The sequence below is a fragment of the Microbispora sp. H10836 genome (assembly GCF_012999525.1).
Lineage (GTDB): Bacteria > Actinomycetota > Actinomycetes > Streptosporangiales > Streptosporangiaceae > Microbispora.
Genome location: NZ_JABBWU010000002.1, coordinates 289,794 through 305,970, shown reverse-complemented (window position 1 = coordinate 305,970; position 16,177 = coordinate 289,794). Strand labels below are relative to the sequence as shown.

Annotated in this window: 13 protein-coding genes; 5 read left to right on the top strand and 8 right to left on the bottom strand. The window is 71.9% G+C overall.

Annotated features, from left to right (window positions below; translation table 11 throughout):
• Positions 1-11 precede the first annotated feature (11 nt).
• The 7 genes from HHX30_RS06135 to HHX30_RS06105 are packed head-to-tail and all read right to left on the bottom strand — an operon-like array spanning position 12 to position 6,611.
• Positions 12-1,337 (bottom strand): alkaline phosphatase family protein, encoded by a 1,326-nt coding sequence (locus HHX30_RS06135; protein ID WP_169980265.1) that lies wholly within the window; start codon positions 1,335-1,337, stop codon positions 12-14.
• The gene (gene eboE / locus HHX30_RS06130; protein WP_169980263.1) at positions 1,337-2,458 is read right to left on the bottom strand and encodes a metabolite traffic protein EboE; all 1,122 of its coding nucleotides are present in this window, start codon (positions 2,456-2,458) and stop codon (positions 1,337-1,339) included. Before eboE ends, HHX30_RS06135 begins: the two co-directional genes overlap by 1 nt.
• 2 nt (positions 2,459-2,460) lie before the next feature.
• Positions 2,461-3,303, bottom strand: coding sequence for a TatD family hydrolase (locus HHX30_RS06125; protein WP_169980261.1), 843 nt, complete (start codon positions 3,301-3,303; stop codon positions 2,461-2,463).
• Between the two features lie 6 nt (positions 3,304-3,309).
• Positions 3,310-3,813: an EboA domain-containing protein gene (locus tag HHX30_RS06120; protein ID WP_169980259.1), complete on the bottom strand. Its 504-nt coding sequence runs from the start codon at positions 3,811-3,813 to the stop codon at positions 3,310-3,312.
• The gene (locus tag HHX30_RS06115) at positions 3,779-4,630 is read right to left on the bottom strand and encodes a sugar phosphate isomerase/epimerase family protein (protein ID WP_311922132.1); all 852 of its coding nucleotides are present in this window, start codon (positions 4,628-4,630) and stop codon (positions 3,779-3,781) included. The genes HHX30_RS06120 and HHX30_RS06115 overlap by 35 nt, the downstream gene beginning before the upstream one ends.
• Positions 4,627-5,472 (bottom strand): SCO3242 family prenyltransferase, encoded by an 846-nt coding sequence (locus tag HHX30_RS06110; protein WP_169980257.1) that lies wholly within the window; start codon positions 5,470-5,472, stop codon positions 4,627-4,629. The genes HHX30_RS06115 and HHX30_RS06110 overlap by 4 nt, the downstream gene beginning before the upstream one ends.
• Complete coding sequence (locus tag HHX30_RS06105) at positions 5,469-6,611, bottom strand: inositol-3-phosphate synthase (protein WP_169980256.1); 1,143 nt, start codon at positions 6,609-6,611, stop codon at positions 5,469-5,471. Before HHX30_RS06105 ends, HHX30_RS06110 begins: the two co-directional genes overlap by 4 nt.
• A 375-nt stretch (positions 6,612-6,986) precedes the next feature.
• Between HHX30_RS06105 and HHX30_RS06100 the strand changes: the two genes are divergently transcribed.
• The 3 genes from HHX30_RS06100 (at position 6,987) to HHX30_RS06090 (ending at position 12,773) form a co-directional block, all read left to right on the top strand.
• Positions 6,987-8,135, top strand: coding sequence for a sugar phosphate isomerase/epimerase (locus HHX30_RS06100; RefSeq protein ID WP_169980254.1), 1,149 nt, complete (start codon positions 6,987-6,989; stop codon positions 8,133-8,135).
• Positions 8,136-8,248: 113 nt separating this feature from the next.
• A complete protein-coding gene (locus tag HHX30_RS06095; protein WP_211591634.1) occupies positions 8,249-11,563 on the top strand; it encodes a PQQ-dependent sugar dehydrogenase in 3,315 nt (1,104 codons plus the stop codon).
• Between the two features lie 148 nt (positions 11,564-11,711).
• Positions 11,712-12,773: a DUF4349 domain-containing protein gene (locus HHX30_RS06090; RefSeq protein ID WP_169980252.1), complete on the top strand. Its 1,062-nt coding sequence runs from the start codon at positions 11,712-11,714 to the stop codon at positions 12,771-12,773.
• A gap of 4 nt (positions 12,774-12,777) precedes the next feature.
• Here the strand turns inward: HHX30_RS06090 and hemE are convergent, their stop codons facing one another.
• The gene (gene hemE / locus HHX30_RS06085) at positions 12,778-13,815 is read right to left on the bottom strand and encodes a uroporphyrinogen decarboxylase (protein ID WP_169980250.1); all 1,038 of its coding nucleotides are present in this window, start codon (positions 13,813-13,815) and stop codon (positions 12,778-12,780) included.
• Positions 13,816-14,352: 537 nt separating this feature from the next.
• On the opposite strand from hemE, the gene HHX30_RS06080 reads away from it, so the two are divergent.
• Entirely contained in the window at positions 14,353-14,949 is a 597-nt protein-coding gene (locus HHX30_RS06080; RefSeq protein ID WP_142563873.1) for a DUF3000 domain-containing protein, read from the top strand.
• Between the two features lie 3 nt (positions 14,950-14,952).
• Positions 14,953-16,176 carry an HRDC domain-containing protein gene (locus tag HHX30_RS06075; RefSeq protein ID WP_169980248.1) on the top strand — a complete coding sequence of 408 codons (1,224 nt, stop codon included), beginning with the start codon at positions 14,953-14,955 and terminating at the stop codon, positions 16,174-16,176.
• Position 16,177 lies beyond the last annotated feature (1 nt).

Below are 16,177 nucleotides of genomic sequence, written 5' to 3'. Positions count from 1 at the left end.
GCGTAATCCTGTCAGCCCTTGAGCAGCTGCGTGAGCAGGCCCTTCACCTCGGTCGCGGCGTACGCGTCCTTGTCGAAGGGGCCCAGCAGCACCGGTCCGTCCGCCGCCGCGTCGGGCAGGCGGCCGTGGCTGCCGCGCACCGGGGCCGGGTCGAGCGGCACCACCGACATCTTGTAGCGCATGCCCATCTTCTTGCGGGCCAGCGCCGTGCCCGCGCGCAGCTTCACCAGCGGGTCGTTCGGATCCATGAACAGCTCCGCCGGGTCGTAACCGGGCTTGCGGTGGATCTCCACGAGCTTCGCGAAGTCGGGCGCCCGGTCGTCGGACAGCCAGTAGTAGTACGTGAACCAGGCGTCCGGGTCCGCCACGGCGACCAGATCACCGGCCCGCTCGTGGTCGAGGCCGTACCTCGCCTTGCCCTCCTGGTCCAGGACCTCGTCCACGCCCTGCAGCTCCGCCACGATGTCCCGTACGCGGGGCAGGTCGGCGGTGTCGTTCACGTAGACGTGGGCGACCTGGTGGTCGGCGACCGCGAAGGCCCGCGAGGCCCAGGGGTCGAGATACTCCATGCCGTCCTGGGTGTAGACCTCCAGCAGCCCGGCCCGGCGCAGCGCGCGGTTGACGTCGACCGGGCGGGAGGCGTTGGTGATGCCGTACTCCGACAGCACGACGACGGTGGCGTCCTCCCGCAGCAGCGGCGCGAGCGCGGCGTCGACCTCCCGGGCCGCCGCGATCGCCTGCGGCGCGTCGGGCCCGAAGCGCTGCAGGTCGTAGTCGAGGTGCGGGATGTAGACCATGAGCAGGTCGGGCCGCTCCTTCGCGAGGATCCGGCGGGCGGCCGCGATGATCCACTTGGACGAGGTGATGCTCGCCGTCGGCCCCCAGTAGGTGAACAGCGGGAACTCGCCCAGTTCGGCCACCAGGTCGTCGTGCAGCGACGGCGGCCTGGTGTAGCAGTCGGGCTCCTTGCGCCCGTCGGCGTAGTAGATCGGGCGCGGGGTGACGATGAAGTCGCTGGAGCCGCCCATGGCGTACCACCAGCAGACGTTGGCCGTGCGGATCCCGGGCACCGCGTCCCACAGCTGCTCGCCCTGGATCAGCCGGTTGTGCTGCCGCCACAGGAAGACCTCGCCGAGGTCCCTGAAGTACCAGCCGTTGCCGACGATGCCGTGGTCGCGCGGCATCGAGCCGGTCAGCAGGGTGGCCTGCACGGAGCAGGTCACGGCGGGCAGCACGGGCTTCAGGGACGCGGCGGCCCCCACTTTCGCCACGTTCGGCATGTGCGCCAGCAGGCGCGGGGTCAGGCCGACGACGTTCACGACGACGACGGGCGCCATCAGATCTCCTTAAGTCCGAGGGCGGCGAGCCGCCGCCGGGTCCAGTCCAGCTCGGCCGCGACGCCCTCGGCGACGTCGACCGGGCCGGGCAGCACGCTCCAGGTGTAGGTCTCGACCTCGAGGTGCCGGGTGAGGGGGGCGGTGAGGCCCCCGTCCGGGGTCATGAGCCGGCCCAGCAGGTCCTCCAGGTACGGAGCCGTCGTGGTGAGCGGCGGCGGAGCCGCGGCGTGCAGGGGCATGTGGAAGTGCGTGCGCCACGGCAGGTCCACCGGGAGCCCCCCGGCCAGCGCCTCGGGCAGGTCGTCGGCGTACCCGGCCGTGCAGCGGGTCTGGTGGAGGTACCGCTCCTCCTCGTACGCCGCCAGGGCGGACTGGCCGCCCGGGGGCGCCTCGACCGCGGCCGACACCTGGAGCTTCACGATCGGCAGCCCCAGGGCGGCGGCGTCGGCGGGCTCCTCGAGACCGACGGCGAGGTGGCAGGCGTCCAGGCAGACACCGAGGTACTCGGGGTCGGCGCCGCCCAGCAGCGCGACGGCCTGCGGGGTGGTCTCCACGATGCAGCCCGGTTCCGGCTCGAAGCCCACGCGGATCGTCTTGCCGGTGCGCTCCGCCAGCGCCCGCAGGCCCCGGGTGAGCGCGCCCAGGTTGGCGTCGACCGCCGCGGCCTTGTCCGGCGTCCACTCCGTGCGCCAGGCGAGGGGCAGCGTCGAGATCGAGCCCTCGGTCACGTCGTCCGGCAACAGCACGGCGAGGATCTCGGCCAGGTCGAGGGTGTAGGCGAGCCGCTCCGGCTCGGCCCAGTCAGGGCGGTACACCCGGAGCTTCACGACCTGGTCGTGGAAGCCCTGATAGGGGAAGCCGTTGAGGGTGACGACCTCCAGCCCCAGCTCGTCCAGCCGGGCGCGCAGCCGCGCCAGCTCGTCGGGGTCGGCCCGCAGCGCCCGCGCCGCGCGGGACGACAGCCACAGCCCGAGGCCGAGCACCGGGGCGCCGGTCAGCGCCCGCACCCGGGCGGCGACCCCCGAGAGCTGCCCGTGAATGCCGTCGAGGTCCTCGGCGGGGTGGACGTTGGTGCAGTAGGCCAGGTGGACGACGGAGCCGGAGGGATGCAGCAGGCGCATGGTCAGCGCGTCCCGCGCAGGATCGTGTTGCCCTCGTAGTCGCCGCCGGACTCGACGTCGTCCAGGTGCAGGCGCCCGCTCTGGCCGTAGAAGGCGACCGGGTTCTGCCACAGCACCCGGTCGACGTCCTCGTCGGTGAACCCGGCGGCCAGCATGGCCTCGCCGACCTCGCGCGTCTTCAGCACGTCACTGCGCCCCCAGTCGGCGGCGGAGTTCACGATCATCCGCTCGGTGCCGTACTCCTTGAGGATCGCCACCATCCGGTCCGGATCCATCTTGGTGTCGGGGTAGATCGAGAAGCCCGCCCAGCACCCGGCGTCGCGGACCATGCCGACGGTCAGCTCGTTGAGGTGGTCGACGAGGACCTTGCCCGGGTCCATGCCCTTGACCACGTCGAGCGTGCGCCGGGTCCCGGCCGCCTTGTCGCGGTGCGGCGTGTGCACGAGCACCGGCAGGCCGTGCTCCTCGGCCAGCGCGAGCTGGGCCTCGAAGACGCGGTCCTCCTCCGGCGTCACCGAGTCGTAGCCCACCTCGCCGACCGCCACCACGGAGTCCTTCAGCAGGTAGCGGGGCAGCTCGTCCAGCACGCCCGCGCAGCGCGGGTCGTTGGCCTCCTTGGGGTTGAGGGCGAGCGTGCAGTAGTGGCGGATGCCGTACTGCGCCGCCCGGTAGGGCTCCCACCCCAGCAGCGCGTCGAAGTAGTCGAGGAAGCTGCCGACGTTCGTGCGCGGCTGGCCGAGCCAGAAGGCGGGCTCCACGACGGCACGGACCCCGGCGGCGTACATGCGCTCGTAGTCGTCCGTCGTGCGGGACGTCATGTGGATGTGGGGGTCGAAGATCCTCATCGGGAATCAGAGCCTCTCGAAAACGTCGGGGGGAACGGGCCGTCCGGCCGCACGGCGCTCGGCGGCGAAGTCGGCGAGCATGCGCCGCAGTTCGTCGTCGAAGCGCCGGTCGAGGCCCTCGACCGACGCGAGCGGAACGGACATGAAGACGCACTTGAGCACGCCCTGACGGAAGGCGTGGTCGTCCAGCCAGGCCGAGCCGTACGGGCCGAGCGCGGCGGCGACCAGCCGGGTGTCGTTGGTGCGCAGGGCGTCGTGGATGAGCGGGAGAGCGGCCGGACCGAGGTCGAGCCGCGCGAGCGCCTCCAGGATCTCCAGCCGCTCCCCCGCGTCGCCCTGCCAGTAGAGCTTCGTGATGGCCGCCACCGGGTCCGGCAGGGTCTTTGTGAGCGCTCTCAACAGCTCGGCACGGGCGTCTGGGCCGCCCTCCCGCGCGGCCCGCGGGAACAGCGCGTAGACGGTCTCCGGGTCGCGCTCAACGTCGGCTACGGCCTGCGCCAGCCAGGTCATGTGCCCTCCTCAGGAATTCGATCGACCTTCGCGCCACGTCGGGCGCCGCGTGGCTGTGCCTGGCCAGCTCGACGGCGACCAGCCCGCCGAAGCCGTCGAGCGCGGCGAGCGCGGGCGGGAAGTCGATCTCGCCCTCGCCGAACTCGAGATGCTCGTGGACGCCCCGCCGCATGTCCTCGATCTGCACGTGCACGAGGTGCGGCAGCGCCCGCTCGACGCATTCGGGCACGTCGTACGGCTCCAGACAGCGGCAGTGCCCGATGTCGAGGGTGAGGCCGAATCTCGCATGGCCGCCGAGCAGGCCGCGCAGCCGTTCGTATCCGGCCAGGTCCGCCACGAGCATCCCCGGCTCGGGCTCGAATCCGAGCGTGACGCCCACCTCGTCGGCCTCGCCGAGCAGGCGCTCGCACTGCCGGACGAGCCGGTCCCACGCCTCGGCCTCGGGCACCTCCGGCGGCCGGATGCCGCTCCACAGGTGCACCACGGGGGCGCCGAGGTCGGCCGCGATCCGCATCGCCTCGCACAGGAAGCGCACGCGCGCCTCCGCGTCGTCGTGCAGCAGCGTCGGGTAGTGCTTGCGCCGGGGGTCGAGCGCGTACCTGCCGCCCGTCTCGACGGCGAGGGACAGGCCGAGCCGCCGCGCCAGCGCCGCGATCCGCCCGACCTCCGCTGCGGAGGCGCCGGGCATGAGGTGCCCGTGGTCGAGCGTGACCGCCGCGCCGGTGTAGCCGAGGTCGGCGAGCACCTCCAGCGTCTGGTCGAGCGGATGGTCGCGGAAGCCGTTGGTGCAGTAAGCCCAGTTCATAGGCACGCTCACGACGTGGCCACCTTCGCCGACAGCCAGCGGCCGGCCGGCAGCGCGGCCAGCAGCGCCGCCGCCTGGGCGAGCCTCCCCCGCCCGGCCACCGCGGCCGCCTGCAGCGGGATCAGGCCGAGGATGCTCATCCGCACCGCCTGCCGCACCTGCTCGGGGTCGGGATCGGCGCGCAGCGCCAGCTGGGCCCGGCCGGCTGTGGCGAGGTAGCCGGCGATCATCACGGCGGCGCCCAGCCGTCCCGCCGTCTCACCCTGGCGGCAGGCGACCGCCGCCAGCGCCGCGGACGCGCCGGTCGCGGTCAGCGCCTGGACGACGGTCGCGGGGGTCGCGCCGTCCACCTCGGCCCGGCCCAGCAGGGTGATGCCGTAGGTGTGGGCGCCGACGGCCAGCGCCATCGGGGCCGCCGCCCGGGTCCGCGGCCCCGCCCCGAGCAGCACGTCGAGCGCGCGGCAGGCCGCCATCGCGGCCGGGCCCGCCACGGTGTGCTTGAGACGCAGGTCGTAGGCCCACGCGGCGCCGGCGAGCAGGCCCGCGAGCGCGAGCCCGCGCCGTCCGCCGGCGACCGCGGCGGTGGCCACCCCGGCGCCGGTCAGGGCGACGGCGAGGCCGAGCGCCCCTTCCGGGCTGATCCTGCCGGAGGGGATGGGCCGTTCCGGGCGCTCCTTCGCGTCGAGCTTCCGGTCCGACCAGTCGTTGAGCGCCATGCCGGCCCAGTAGAGCAGCACCGACGCGGCGGCGAGGCCGGGCCGTGCCGGCCGTCCGGCCACCGCCGCGCCCGCGAGCGTGTCACCGGGGACGGACAGCGCGGCGGGCGCGCGGACCAGCTCCAGCCAGGCCTTCACAGCCGTTCACCCGTGATCGATTGTGCGAAGTCGACCAGCCGGGCGTACTGGGTGGGCAGGTCGTGTCCCGCGCCGCCCAGCGGGTCCTTGAAGAAGTAGCCGAGCTCGGGGAGCACGCCGCTGTGCCCGGCCTCGTGGGCCCGCGCGACGAGGCGGGCGAGGTCGAGGACGAGCGGGGCGGCCAGCGTCGAGTCGCAGCCCTGCCAGGTGAACTGCATGGTCATGCGGACGCCGAGGAACCCCTCGAACGTGATGTGGTCCCAGGCGGTCTTCCACTCGCCGAGGTCGGCGACGTAGTCGATGTGCGTCAGGCCCTCGACCTCCTCGCCCACGATCGCGGGGACGGCCCGCGCCTTGCTCGCCGACTTGCTCTCCCGGGCCGCGGGGTCGGCCAGCGTGGCGCCGTCGCCGCCACCGAGCAGGTTGAGCCCCGACCACGAGCGCACGCGCAGCGCGCGGCCGGCGAACATCGGCGCGAGCGCGCTCTTGACCAGCGTCTCCCCGGTCTTGCCGTCGCGTCCCGCGTACGGCACGCCGTTGCGCCGCGCCAGCTCGTCCAGGGCGGGAGGCGTCGGGCCGGCGGACGGGGTGAACGCGACGTAGCCGCACCCGGCGGTGAAGGCCGCGTAGGCGTACAGGGAGCTGGCGGGCAGCGGGTCCTGCCCCGACGCGAGCGCCTCCTCCAGGTCGGAGAGCCGCGCGTGCGAGACCTCGGCGGGAGGCTCGGTCGACGACACGTCCACCACGACGACGTGGGACAGGCCGTGCCGCTCCCGGAAGTCCGTGATGTCGGCGGCCAGCCGCCGCGCGGCATCGGCCTGGCTCTCCTCGCCGGGCACGTAGCCATGCCTGCTCTCGGCCTCCGCGGCGTCGAGGTCCGCGGCGAGCAGGGTCGTCAGGACGGGAGGGAACACTCCCGCCTGGGCGAGCATCTCGGCCCTCTTGCGCAGTGGGGTCCCGACCACGTCGTGACCGCCGAACACCAGGTCGCCCAGAGGAGCGAAGCCCCCGGGGAAGCCGGCGGCCTCGATGACGCACCCGGTGGGCGCAGCCGCTCCCGCACGGACCGCCGCCGCCCCGACTACCGCCGTGGTCGCGACGGACCCCCGGGCGCCGACCAGCCAGACACCGATGGGCACTGTAACTCTCCCGTCAACTCGGGTATGAAGGATGACCCCGGAACATTCGGATACTAAGAGGCATCTTTCGTCGCTGACAAGAAAAAGTTTCCAGCAGGCTACGGAAAGTTCAAAGCTCGCGCCTCGGAACGAGGATCCCGGGCCCCCGGCCGCCGACCACCCCCTCCGAGTCCCGCCCCTCGGACGGTCGCCGTCGCCGCCCTTCTCCCTGTGCTCCTCCGACTTTGTCCTCGAATAACACAAAGTTCAAAAGATCATGAAGAAACTTCTTCCCTGTTAGACAAAAGTGGCGTAGCTTGCTCGCCAAGTGCACCCGCGGCCTGGCCGCGTCATCGGGGGATCAAGGTTCTTCACGCAGATGGAGTTGGCAAGACGATGAGTGCGTACGAAGAAGAGATGGAGTCGGCGGGCAACCTCGGACGCCGGCTGGGGCTCAGCCGCCGCCAGCTGCTCGCGGCCACGACCGGCATGGCCGCGGCCGCCGCCGTGGCGGCCGCCGGTCCGATGAAGTCGGTCGCGCGTGCGACGACCCCGGGCAACGGCCCCAACGGCATCCTGGTCCCGCCGCCCCGGCGCGGCATCATCCTGTACACGGTCCGCGACGCCATCTCCCGTGACCCGCTGTCCAGCAACCTCCCCTCCGGGTTCCGCGCCGTGTTCGAGGAGCTCGCCCGAATCGGCTACGCGCAGGTGGAGTTCGCCGGCTACAGCCAGCACCGCAACGCCGAGGGCGGCGCCAGCCTGGAGAGCATCGAGGGCGCCAAGCTGCTGCGCGGCTGGCTGGACGACAACGGCCTCGTCGCCCAGGGCAACCACGGCTTCATCCCCGGCTCCTGGCCGCTGACCCAGGCCGACCTGGACCGTTTCAAGCTCCACCTGGAGATCGCCAACATCCTCGGCCTGGGCCACATGGGCACCGGCAGCGACCCGACCGGCAGCGCCTACAAGGCCGACTGGGACGTGGCCGCCGACAAGTGGAACACGCTCGGCCAGATCGCCTCCGAGGCGGGCCTCAAGCTGTACACCCACAACCACGACGTGGCCTACAGCTTCCTGCTCGACAGCGGCCCGCTGGACGACCGGGGCCGCCCCACCCGCTCCTCCGGCATCCGCCGCCTGGAGTACTTCCTCCAGATCACCGACCCCAAGCACGTCTGGCTCGAGATGGACATCTTCTGGGCCCACGTCGCGCAGTACAAGCACAAGACCTTCACCGCCCCCGACGGGTCCACCCAGACCCAGGTCTTCAACCCGCTCGGCGTCGTGCAGGCCCAGACCAAGCGGTTCCCGCTGTTCCACGCCAAGGACGGCAAGATCAACACCGGCACGTCCAACGGCTACGACATGGTTCCGTTCGGCACCGGCGACATCGACTACGCGGCGTTCTTCCGCGGCGTGGGCGCCAAGGGCTACCACCACCCGATGTACGAGCAGGACACCGCCCCCGGCGGCACCGCGAACCCGGCGCAGTCCCTGCAGTACGCGGACCTGAGCTACCAGAACATGTCCGCCCTGCGCGGCTGACGACTTCGGCGAATGACGAATATGGCGGACCGCCACGCGTTCGACCCGTTCCACCGGCACGCGGCGGCCCGCCTTTCCCTGCCACCCCCCTGAAAAGAAGAGGCGCAGCAGACTTGAAGCGTACTCGCATTCTGGGCGGCGCTCTCGCCGCCGCGTTGACGCTCCCGATGGCGGCGGCGCTCACCGCCGCACCGGTCCAGGCGCACGAAGACGCGCTGCACTGGGAGAACTACGAGAAGGTCACGCTCACCAAGGACGTCGGCGAGCCGATCGACATGGCGATCCTGCCGGACAGCCGGGTGCTGCACACCGCCCGCAACGGCGACATCCGGATGACCGACCCCGCCACCGGCGTGACGAAGATCATTAACAAGATCGACGTCTACAACAACTCCGAAGACGGTCTGCAGACGATCGGCGTCGACCCCGACTTCGCGACCAACAAGTGGGTCTACGTCTACTACGCGCCCAGGAAGATGACCGCGCCGTACCCGGAGGAGACCCCGACCGGGTCGGCGCCCAACTCCCTGCCCGCAGGCGCGGACGAGTCGTACTGGAACCAGTGGAAGGGCTACAACCAGCTCTCCCGGTTCAAGTGGGACGGCGAGAAGCTCGACCTGTCCACCGAGCAGGTCATCATCAAGGTCGAGACCAACCGCGGGCAGTGCTGCCACGTCGCCGGCGACTTCGACTGGGACGACGACGGCAACCTCTACCTGTCCACCGGGGACAACACCCCGGCCAGCACGCCCGGCGCCAACGGCATGGCGCCGAACAACGACGCCCCGGGCATGAACCCGGGCTTCGACGCCCGCCGCGGCGCCGGCAACTCCAACGACCTGCGCGGCAAGATCTTGCGTATCAAGGTGGGCGAGGACGGCTCCTACACCGTTCCCGACGGCAACCTGTTCCCGAAGGGCACGGCCAAGACCCGGCCGGAGATCTTCGCCATGGGCGTTCGGAACCCGTTCCGCATCGACGTCGACCCGGGGACCGGGACCGTGTCGTGGGGCGACTACGGACCGGACGCCGGCGCCGCCAACCCCGACCGCGGCCCCATGGGCTACGTCGAGTGGAACGTCACCCCGATCAGCAAGCCGCTCAACGCCGGCTGGCCGTACTGCCACGGCGACAACTTCAACTACAACAACTGGGACTACGCGACCTCGAAGCCGCGCGAGTGGTTCGACTGCGACGCCGGCCCGACGAACACCTCCCGCTGGAACACCGGCCTGGACAAGCTCCCGCCCGCGGTTCCCGCCGACATGTACTACGGCGACCGCGCGAGCGACCAGCCGGAGGAGTGGGCCGGGCTGACCGAGTTCGACCCGAGGCAGAACGGCCAGGGCCCCATGGGCGGCCCGGTCTACCACTACGACGCCGACAACCCCTCGGCCACCAAGTTCCCCGCGTACTGGGACAAGAAGTTCTTCTTCGCGGAGTTCTCCCAGGACTACCTGGCGGCGTTCACGGTGACGGGCTCTGACGGGCCGGTGACCAAGCTCGAGCACTTCCTGCCGAACGCCGAGCTGACCAAGATGGCCATGCCCATCACGGACAACCCGATCGACATCGAGTTCGGCCCCGACGGCGCGCTGTACGTGCTCGACTACGGCGACGGCTTCTTCCGCGCCAACCCCGACTCGGGCCTGTACCGCATCGACTACTCGCCCGGCAACAAGGCCCCGCAGGCGAAGATCAGCGTCGACAAGACGTCGGGCACCAACGCGCCGCTCACCGTCGAGTTCAGTGGCGCCAAGTCCACCGACGCCGAGGCCGGCGACCTGACCTACCAGTGGGACTTCGACGGCAACGGCACCTTCGACGCCACGGGCGTGACGGCGACCCACACCTACGACAAGCTCGGGCAGTACACCGCCCGGCTCCGCGTCACCGACGCGGGCGGCAGGTTCGGTCTCGCCACCATCGAGATCACCGTCGGCAACACCGCGCCCGAGGTCAGCATCGAGACCCCCGGCGACGGCGGCTTCATCGACTGGGGCAACGTGGTCCCGTTGAAGGTCAAGGTGACCGACGCGGAGGACGGCGACAACCCGACCTGCAGCCGGGTCGCGTGGACCTTCGGCCTCGGCCACGACACGCACGCCCACCCGATCACCACCGGCACGGGCTGCACCGTCACCTGGGCGACCCCCGCGGACGCCCCCGAGCACGGCGTGACCGAGAACATCTTCGGCGTCGTCGTGGTCAGCTACCGCGACAACGGCGCCAACGGCATTCCCGGCGCCTCCAGCGACGCGAGCCTGATCCTCAACCCCAAGCTCATGCAGGCCGAGCACGGGGACGACAACAAGGGCGTCACCAAGACCCAGGACGAGACCGCCTCCGGCCTCAACAAGGTCACCTCGTTCGACGCCGGCGACTACATCGGCTACGACCCGGTGAACCTGGCCGGCATCACCGCGGTGAAGACCCAGGCCAGCGGTGCGGGCACGCTGTCGCTGCGCTGGAACTCGCCGACCGCGACCCCGTTCGCGACCGTCGCGATCCCGGCCGGCTCCGGCTGGCAGACGGTGACCACCGCGCTGAACAACGCCCCCACGGGCAGCGGCAAGCTGTACGTCACCTCGACCGGCGGCGTGGAGGTGGACGCGTTCACCTTCGTGGGCGACGGCGTCGCCGACAAGACCCCGCCGACCGTGACGGCCACCCTCAACCCGGCCCAGCCGACCGGTGAGAACGGCTGGTACAAGGGCAACGTGTCGATGACGGTCACCGCGACCGACAACGGCACGGTGGCGAGCCGGCAGTACTCGGTCAACGGCGGCACCACCTGGCTGAACGCCAACAACGCGGTGACGCTGAGCACCGAGGGCACCACCGAGGTCCGCTACCGCGCCACCGACAACGCCGGTAACGTCTCGGAGATCGGCACCGTCACGGTGAAGATCGACAAGACCGCGCCCGCGCTGACCGTGAGCGGTGTCGAGTCCGGCGACCACGGCGACTCGACCTCGATCACGCCCGTCTTCTCCGCCACGGACGCCACGTCCGGGGTGGCGAGCGTGACCGCCGCGATCGGCGACCTGCAGGTCACCTCGGGCGAGCCGCTCCCGCTGTGGAAGCTGCCGCTCGGCGAGAACGAGCTGGTCGTGACCGCCAAGGACAAGGCCGGCCACGTCACGGAGAAGAAGTCGGCCTTCACGGTCACGACCTCCTTCGACGACCTGGACGCCCTGCTGAAGGCCTTCAAGACCGCCGGCACGGTGACCGAGGACGGCGACGTCCTGATCGCGCAGCTCGACCTGGCGGTCAAGCAGGCCGGCATGGGCAAGAAAGACAACGCGATCAAGGCTCTGGAGCGGTTCGTCGGCTTCGCCGGCGACGCCAAGCGGGTGACCGACAAGGCCGTGAGCGACGCGCTCATCCGCGACGCGCAGGCCCTGATCGAGCAGCTGCGCGGCTAGCAAGACGTCCCGTGGGTCCCGGCCCGGCCCGGCCGGGACCCACGGGGCCCCCAACACCAAGCCGAGGCGCCGGCGACCACGAAGGCATCGTGATGCCATCGTGATCGCCGGCGCTGAACTGTGCCCGGCGGTGATCCGATGTAAGGGCATGAGGCGAATCCGATACGGCGTGGCGGCCCTGGCGGCCGTCGCCTTTCTGCTGACGGGGTGCGGCGGCGCGGAGGACATGTCGAGCAGCAGCGGGGCGGCCGACAGCGGCGGCGCACCCGCGGCGCCGGCCGCGGACGCTCCCATGAAAGGGCCCACCGCGCAGAGCGCGGAGCGGTCCGCCGCGGACGGCGAAGGCGGCGGGCAGGAGAAGGCCAGGATCGATCCGGCCGACCGCGCGATCATCTACCAGGCCGAGCTCACCGTCGAGGCCAAGGACGTCACCGCGGCGGCCGACCGCGCGAAGACGATCGTGACGGGCGCGGGCGGGTACGTCGCCGAGGAGCGCAGCGACTCCTATTCGGGCGGCCAGCACGCGGTGGTCACGTTCAAGGTTCCTCCGGCCCGCTACGCCGACGTGCTGGCCCAGCTCGGACGAGACCTCGGCAAACGCAAGTCGATGCGGCAGAACGCGCAGGACGTCACCGAGGAGGTCGCCGACGTCGCCAGCCGGGTGAAGTCGGCCGAGGCCGCGCTCGGGCAGTTCCGCACGCTGCTGTCGAAGGCGAACAAGATCGGCGAGATCCTGGAGATCGAGCGGGAGATCACCAACCGCGAGGCCGAGCTGGAGTCGCTGCAGGCCAGGCAGAAGGCGCTGGAGGCGCAGACCGGCATGGCCACCGTGACGCTCACCCTCGTGCTCCCGCCGGAGTCCTCGGCCCGGCCCACGAGGAAGGAGGACCCGTCCGGTTTTCTCGGCGGGCTGCGGACCGGATGGGACACCCTCACCACCTCGACCCTGGTGGCGCTGACCGTGCTGGGCGCGCTGCTGCCCTGGCTCGTCGTGGCCGGGCTGGTGTGGCTGGTCGTCCGGACCGTCATGCGCCGGATGCGCCGCCGTACCGCTCCGCCCGCCGGTGCCGTGCCCCCCGGTGCCACGCCCTACAGTGCCGTCCGCTCGGGTCCCCCCGTGCCTCCCGGACACGGGCCCGCCTCCGCCGCTGACGAGGCCCCGGACGCCCGGGACGAGAGCCGGGCGTCCGGGCACACTCCGCGCGAGTAGGACCTCAGCGGGCCGACGACTCGTGGACGAAGTCGGTGAGCCGGGCGAGCTGGTCGGGGTCGGTCGAGGGAAGCACGCCGTGGCCGAGGTTGAACACGTGCCCCTCGGCCACCCTGCCCCGTTCGAGCACGTCCCTGGCCCGCCCCTCGACGACCTCCCAGGGCGCGAGCAGGATCGCCGGGTCGAGGTTGCCCTGCAGGGCCTTGCCCGCGCCCACGCGGAGCGCGGCCTCGTCGAGCGGCACCCGCCAGTCGACGCCCACCACGTCGGCGCCGGCCTCGCCCATGAGGCCGAGCAACTCGCCGGTGCCGACGCCGAAGTGGATGCGCGGCACGCCGAGGTCCGCCAGGCCGGCGAAGATCCGGCTGGTGTGCGGCAGCACGTAGGAGCGGTAGTCCTGCGGCGCGACCGCGCCGACCCACGAGTCGAAGAGCTGGACGGCCGAGGCGCCCGCCGCCACCTGGACGCGCAGGAAGGCGAGCGTGATCGCGCCGAGCCGGTCCATCAGCTCGTGCCACAACTCGGGCTCGCCGTACATCATGGCCTTCGTGCGGTCGTGGCTCTTGGAGGGGCCGCCCTCGATCAGATACGACGCGAGTGTGAAAGGCCCTCCGGCGAAGCCGATCAGCGGGGTCCCGCCCAGTTCCCCGGTGAGCGCGCCGACCGCCTCGGTCACGTACGGGACGTCGTCCGGCTCCAGCGGGCGCAGGACCTCCATGCCCGCCTTGTCGCGGATGGGGGTCCCGACGACGGGACCGACGCCCGGCTTGATGTCGAGGTCGACGCCGATGGCCCTGAGCGGCACCACGATGTCGCTGAAGAAGATCGCCGCGTCCGTGCCGTACCTGCGGACCGGCTGCATCGTGATCTCGACCACGAGGTCGGGTGTGGCGCAGGCGGTGAGCATCTCGACGCCCGCGCGCACCCTGCGGTACTCGGGCAGCGACCGCCCGGCCTGGCGCATGTACCACACCGGGGTGTGCGGGACGGGCTCGCGCCGGCAGGCGCGGACGAAAACGGAATCGGCGAGCTGGGGTTTCACGACACCAGCCTGCCATGCCCGGGGGGCGCCCGGCGCCCGGACCCATGACCTGGGGTTCCAGAACGACGCGAGAAAGGTCGCTCATCGCGTAAGGTGAACCCCATCCCCTCCTGTGAGTCGTCTCACACCTCGGCAATGTGTTCGCCAATCGGCCATCCGGCATCGATTCCAATACCACTTTCGAGACACGCCGAGCGCGATGCGGGGAAATGTCGCCGGGACGTGCCAACGTCGGATCAGTCCCGAGCGACCGCCACGACCGTGGATCCGACGAGAGGCCCCGGAGCGATGACTTCGATGTGGAGTTCCCCCGAACGCCGCACTGAGCGCTGTGCCGGCAGCGACGCCGCGCGCCCCGCCCGCCCGAGCCGCGCGGACGGCTGCGGCGACCGCCGGGACCGCACCCTCGGACGCGGCCCGGCGCGGACGCCCGCCCGGGTGACGGCTCGACTGGCGGCGACGGTTTGACGACCTGCGATGCCCCCCACAGCCACCCCCCTGCTTCGCGCCATCCCGAATCCGACCTACTCTTCCGTCATGACCCTCGGTGAGCCGCCGGCGCCTCCCGCCGCCTTCAGGCGCGCGCTGGAGACGTTGCGCCCTGCCGAGGTACGGCCGGAGATCGAGCTGGAGGACATCCCCGCCCCCCAGCGGCTCGCGCCGTACTCCGGAGCCGTCGGGGCGTCCGTGTACCGTGACGACGACGAACTCGCCGTCGGTCGTCTGATCATGCTGTTCGACCCCGAGGGCCAGCGCGGCTGGGAGGGGCCGTTCCGCCTCGTCGCCTACGTACGCGCCGACATGGAGCCGGAGATGACCACCGACCCGCTGCTGGGGCCGGTGGCCTGGAGCTGGCTGACCGAGGCGCTCGACGCCCACGGCGCGCGGTACGCCGCGGTGGGCGGCACGGTCACCCGCGCCGTCTCGGAGGGGTTCGGCGGCAAGGCGGACGACCCCGTCACCACGGAGATCGAACTGCGCGCCTCGTGGTCCCCGCTCGACGAGGACCTGTCGCCGCACGCGGCCGCGTGGTGCGACCTCATGTGCCTGGCCGCGGGAATCCCCCCACTGCCGCCCGACGTCGCGACGCTGCATCCGCGTCCCGCCCGCCGAGATGATCCGAAAGTTCCATAGCCCGTGACAGAACCCGTAGTCCAGCCCCTGTTGGAGCCGCGCGAGGGAATCCCGCCCGTCATCGAGGACTCCGCCGCGCTCGCGGCCGCCGTGGACGCCTTCGCCCGCGGGACGGGACCGGTGGCCGTCGACGCCGAGCGCGCCTCCGGATACCGCTACAGCGGCCGCGCCTACCTGGTGCAGCTGCGCCGGGCCGGCGCGGGCACCGCGCTGATCGACCCGATCGGCTGCCCCGACCTGTCCGCGCTGGACGAGGCCGTGAGCGACGCCGAGATCGTCCTGCACGCGGCCAACCAGGACCTGCCGTGCCTGGCCGAGCTGGGCTTCCGCCCGCGGCGGCTGTTCGACACCGAGCTGGCCGGGCGGCTGCTCGGCTACGAGCGGGTGGGTCTGGGAACCATGGTCGAGCTCGTCCTCGGCCTGCGGCTGGAGAAGGGGCACTCCGCGGCCGACTGGTCGTCCCGCCCGCTACCGGAGGACTGGCTGCGTTACGCGGCGCTCGACGTGGAGGTGCTGGTCGAGCTGCGCGACGTCCTTCACGAGGAGCTGACCGCCACCGGCAAGCTGGGATGGGCGCTGGAGGAGTTCGCGTCGATCCTGGCCGCCCCCGCCCTTCCCCCGCGTACCGACCCGTGGCGGCGCACCTCGGGCATCCACCGCGTGCGCACGCTGCGCGGGCTCGCGGTGGTGCGGGAGCTGTGGACGCTGCGCGACCAGATCGCGCGGGAGGCCGACCTCGCACCGGGACGGGTGCTGCCCGACTCGGCGATCGTCCAGGCCTCCCTCGACCAGCCGCGCACGACCAAGGCCCTCACCGACATCACCCCGTTCGTCGGCCGCAGCGCCCGCCGCCACCTCAACGACTGGCTGGCGGCGGTGAACCGGGCCCGCACGATGCCGGAGCAGGCCCTGCCGCAGCCCGTGGGGCCGGGTGACGGCCCTCCCCCGGCCAACCGGTGGGCCGACCGGGACCCCGCAGCCGCCAGGCGCCTCGCGGCGGCACGGACCGTCGTGGCGGCGCTCGCCGACGAGCACCGCATGCCGACGGAGAACCTGCTCCAGCCCGACGCCGTACGCAGGCTGACGTGGGAACCGCCCGTGCCGATCAGCGAGGAGACCGTGGGCGACCGGCTGCGCGAGCTGGGCGCGCGGGACTGGCAGATCGGCCTGACCGTCCATCCGCTGACCAAGGCGCTCGAACGGCTGGAGATCAAGGGCGAGGTGTGAC

Bases quoted from the DNA above. Each gene is read 5' to 3' on its own strand.
- HHX30_RS06135 (WP_169980265.1), bottom strand. From the start codon at position 1,337: ATGGCGCCCGTCGTCGTCGTGAACGTCGTCGGCCTGACCCCGCGCCTG.
- eboE (WP_169980263.1), bottom strand. From the start codon at position 2,458: ATGCGCCTGCTGCATCCCTCCGGCTCCGTCGTCCACCTGGCCTACTGC.
- HHX30_RS06125 (WP_169980261.1), bottom strand. From the start codon at position 3,303: ATGAGGATCTTCGACCCCCACATCCACATGACGTCCCGCACGACGGAC.
- HHX30_RS06120 (WP_169980259.1), bottom strand. From the start codon at position 3,813: ATGACCTGGCTGGCGCAGGCCGTAGCCGACGTTGAGCGCGACCCGGAG.
- HHX30_RS06100 (WP_169980254.1), top strand. From the start codon at position 6,987: ATGAGTGCGTACGAAGAAGAGATGGAGTCGGCGGGCAACCTCGGACGC.
- HHX30_RS06090 (WP_169980252.1), top strand. From the start codon at position 11,712: ATGAGGCGAATCCGATACGGCGTGGCGGCCCTGGCGGCCGTCGCCTTT.
- HHX30_RS06080 (WP_142563873.1), top strand. From the start codon at position 14,353: ATGACCCTCGGTGAGCCGCCGGCGCCTCCCGCCGCCTTCAGGCGCGCG.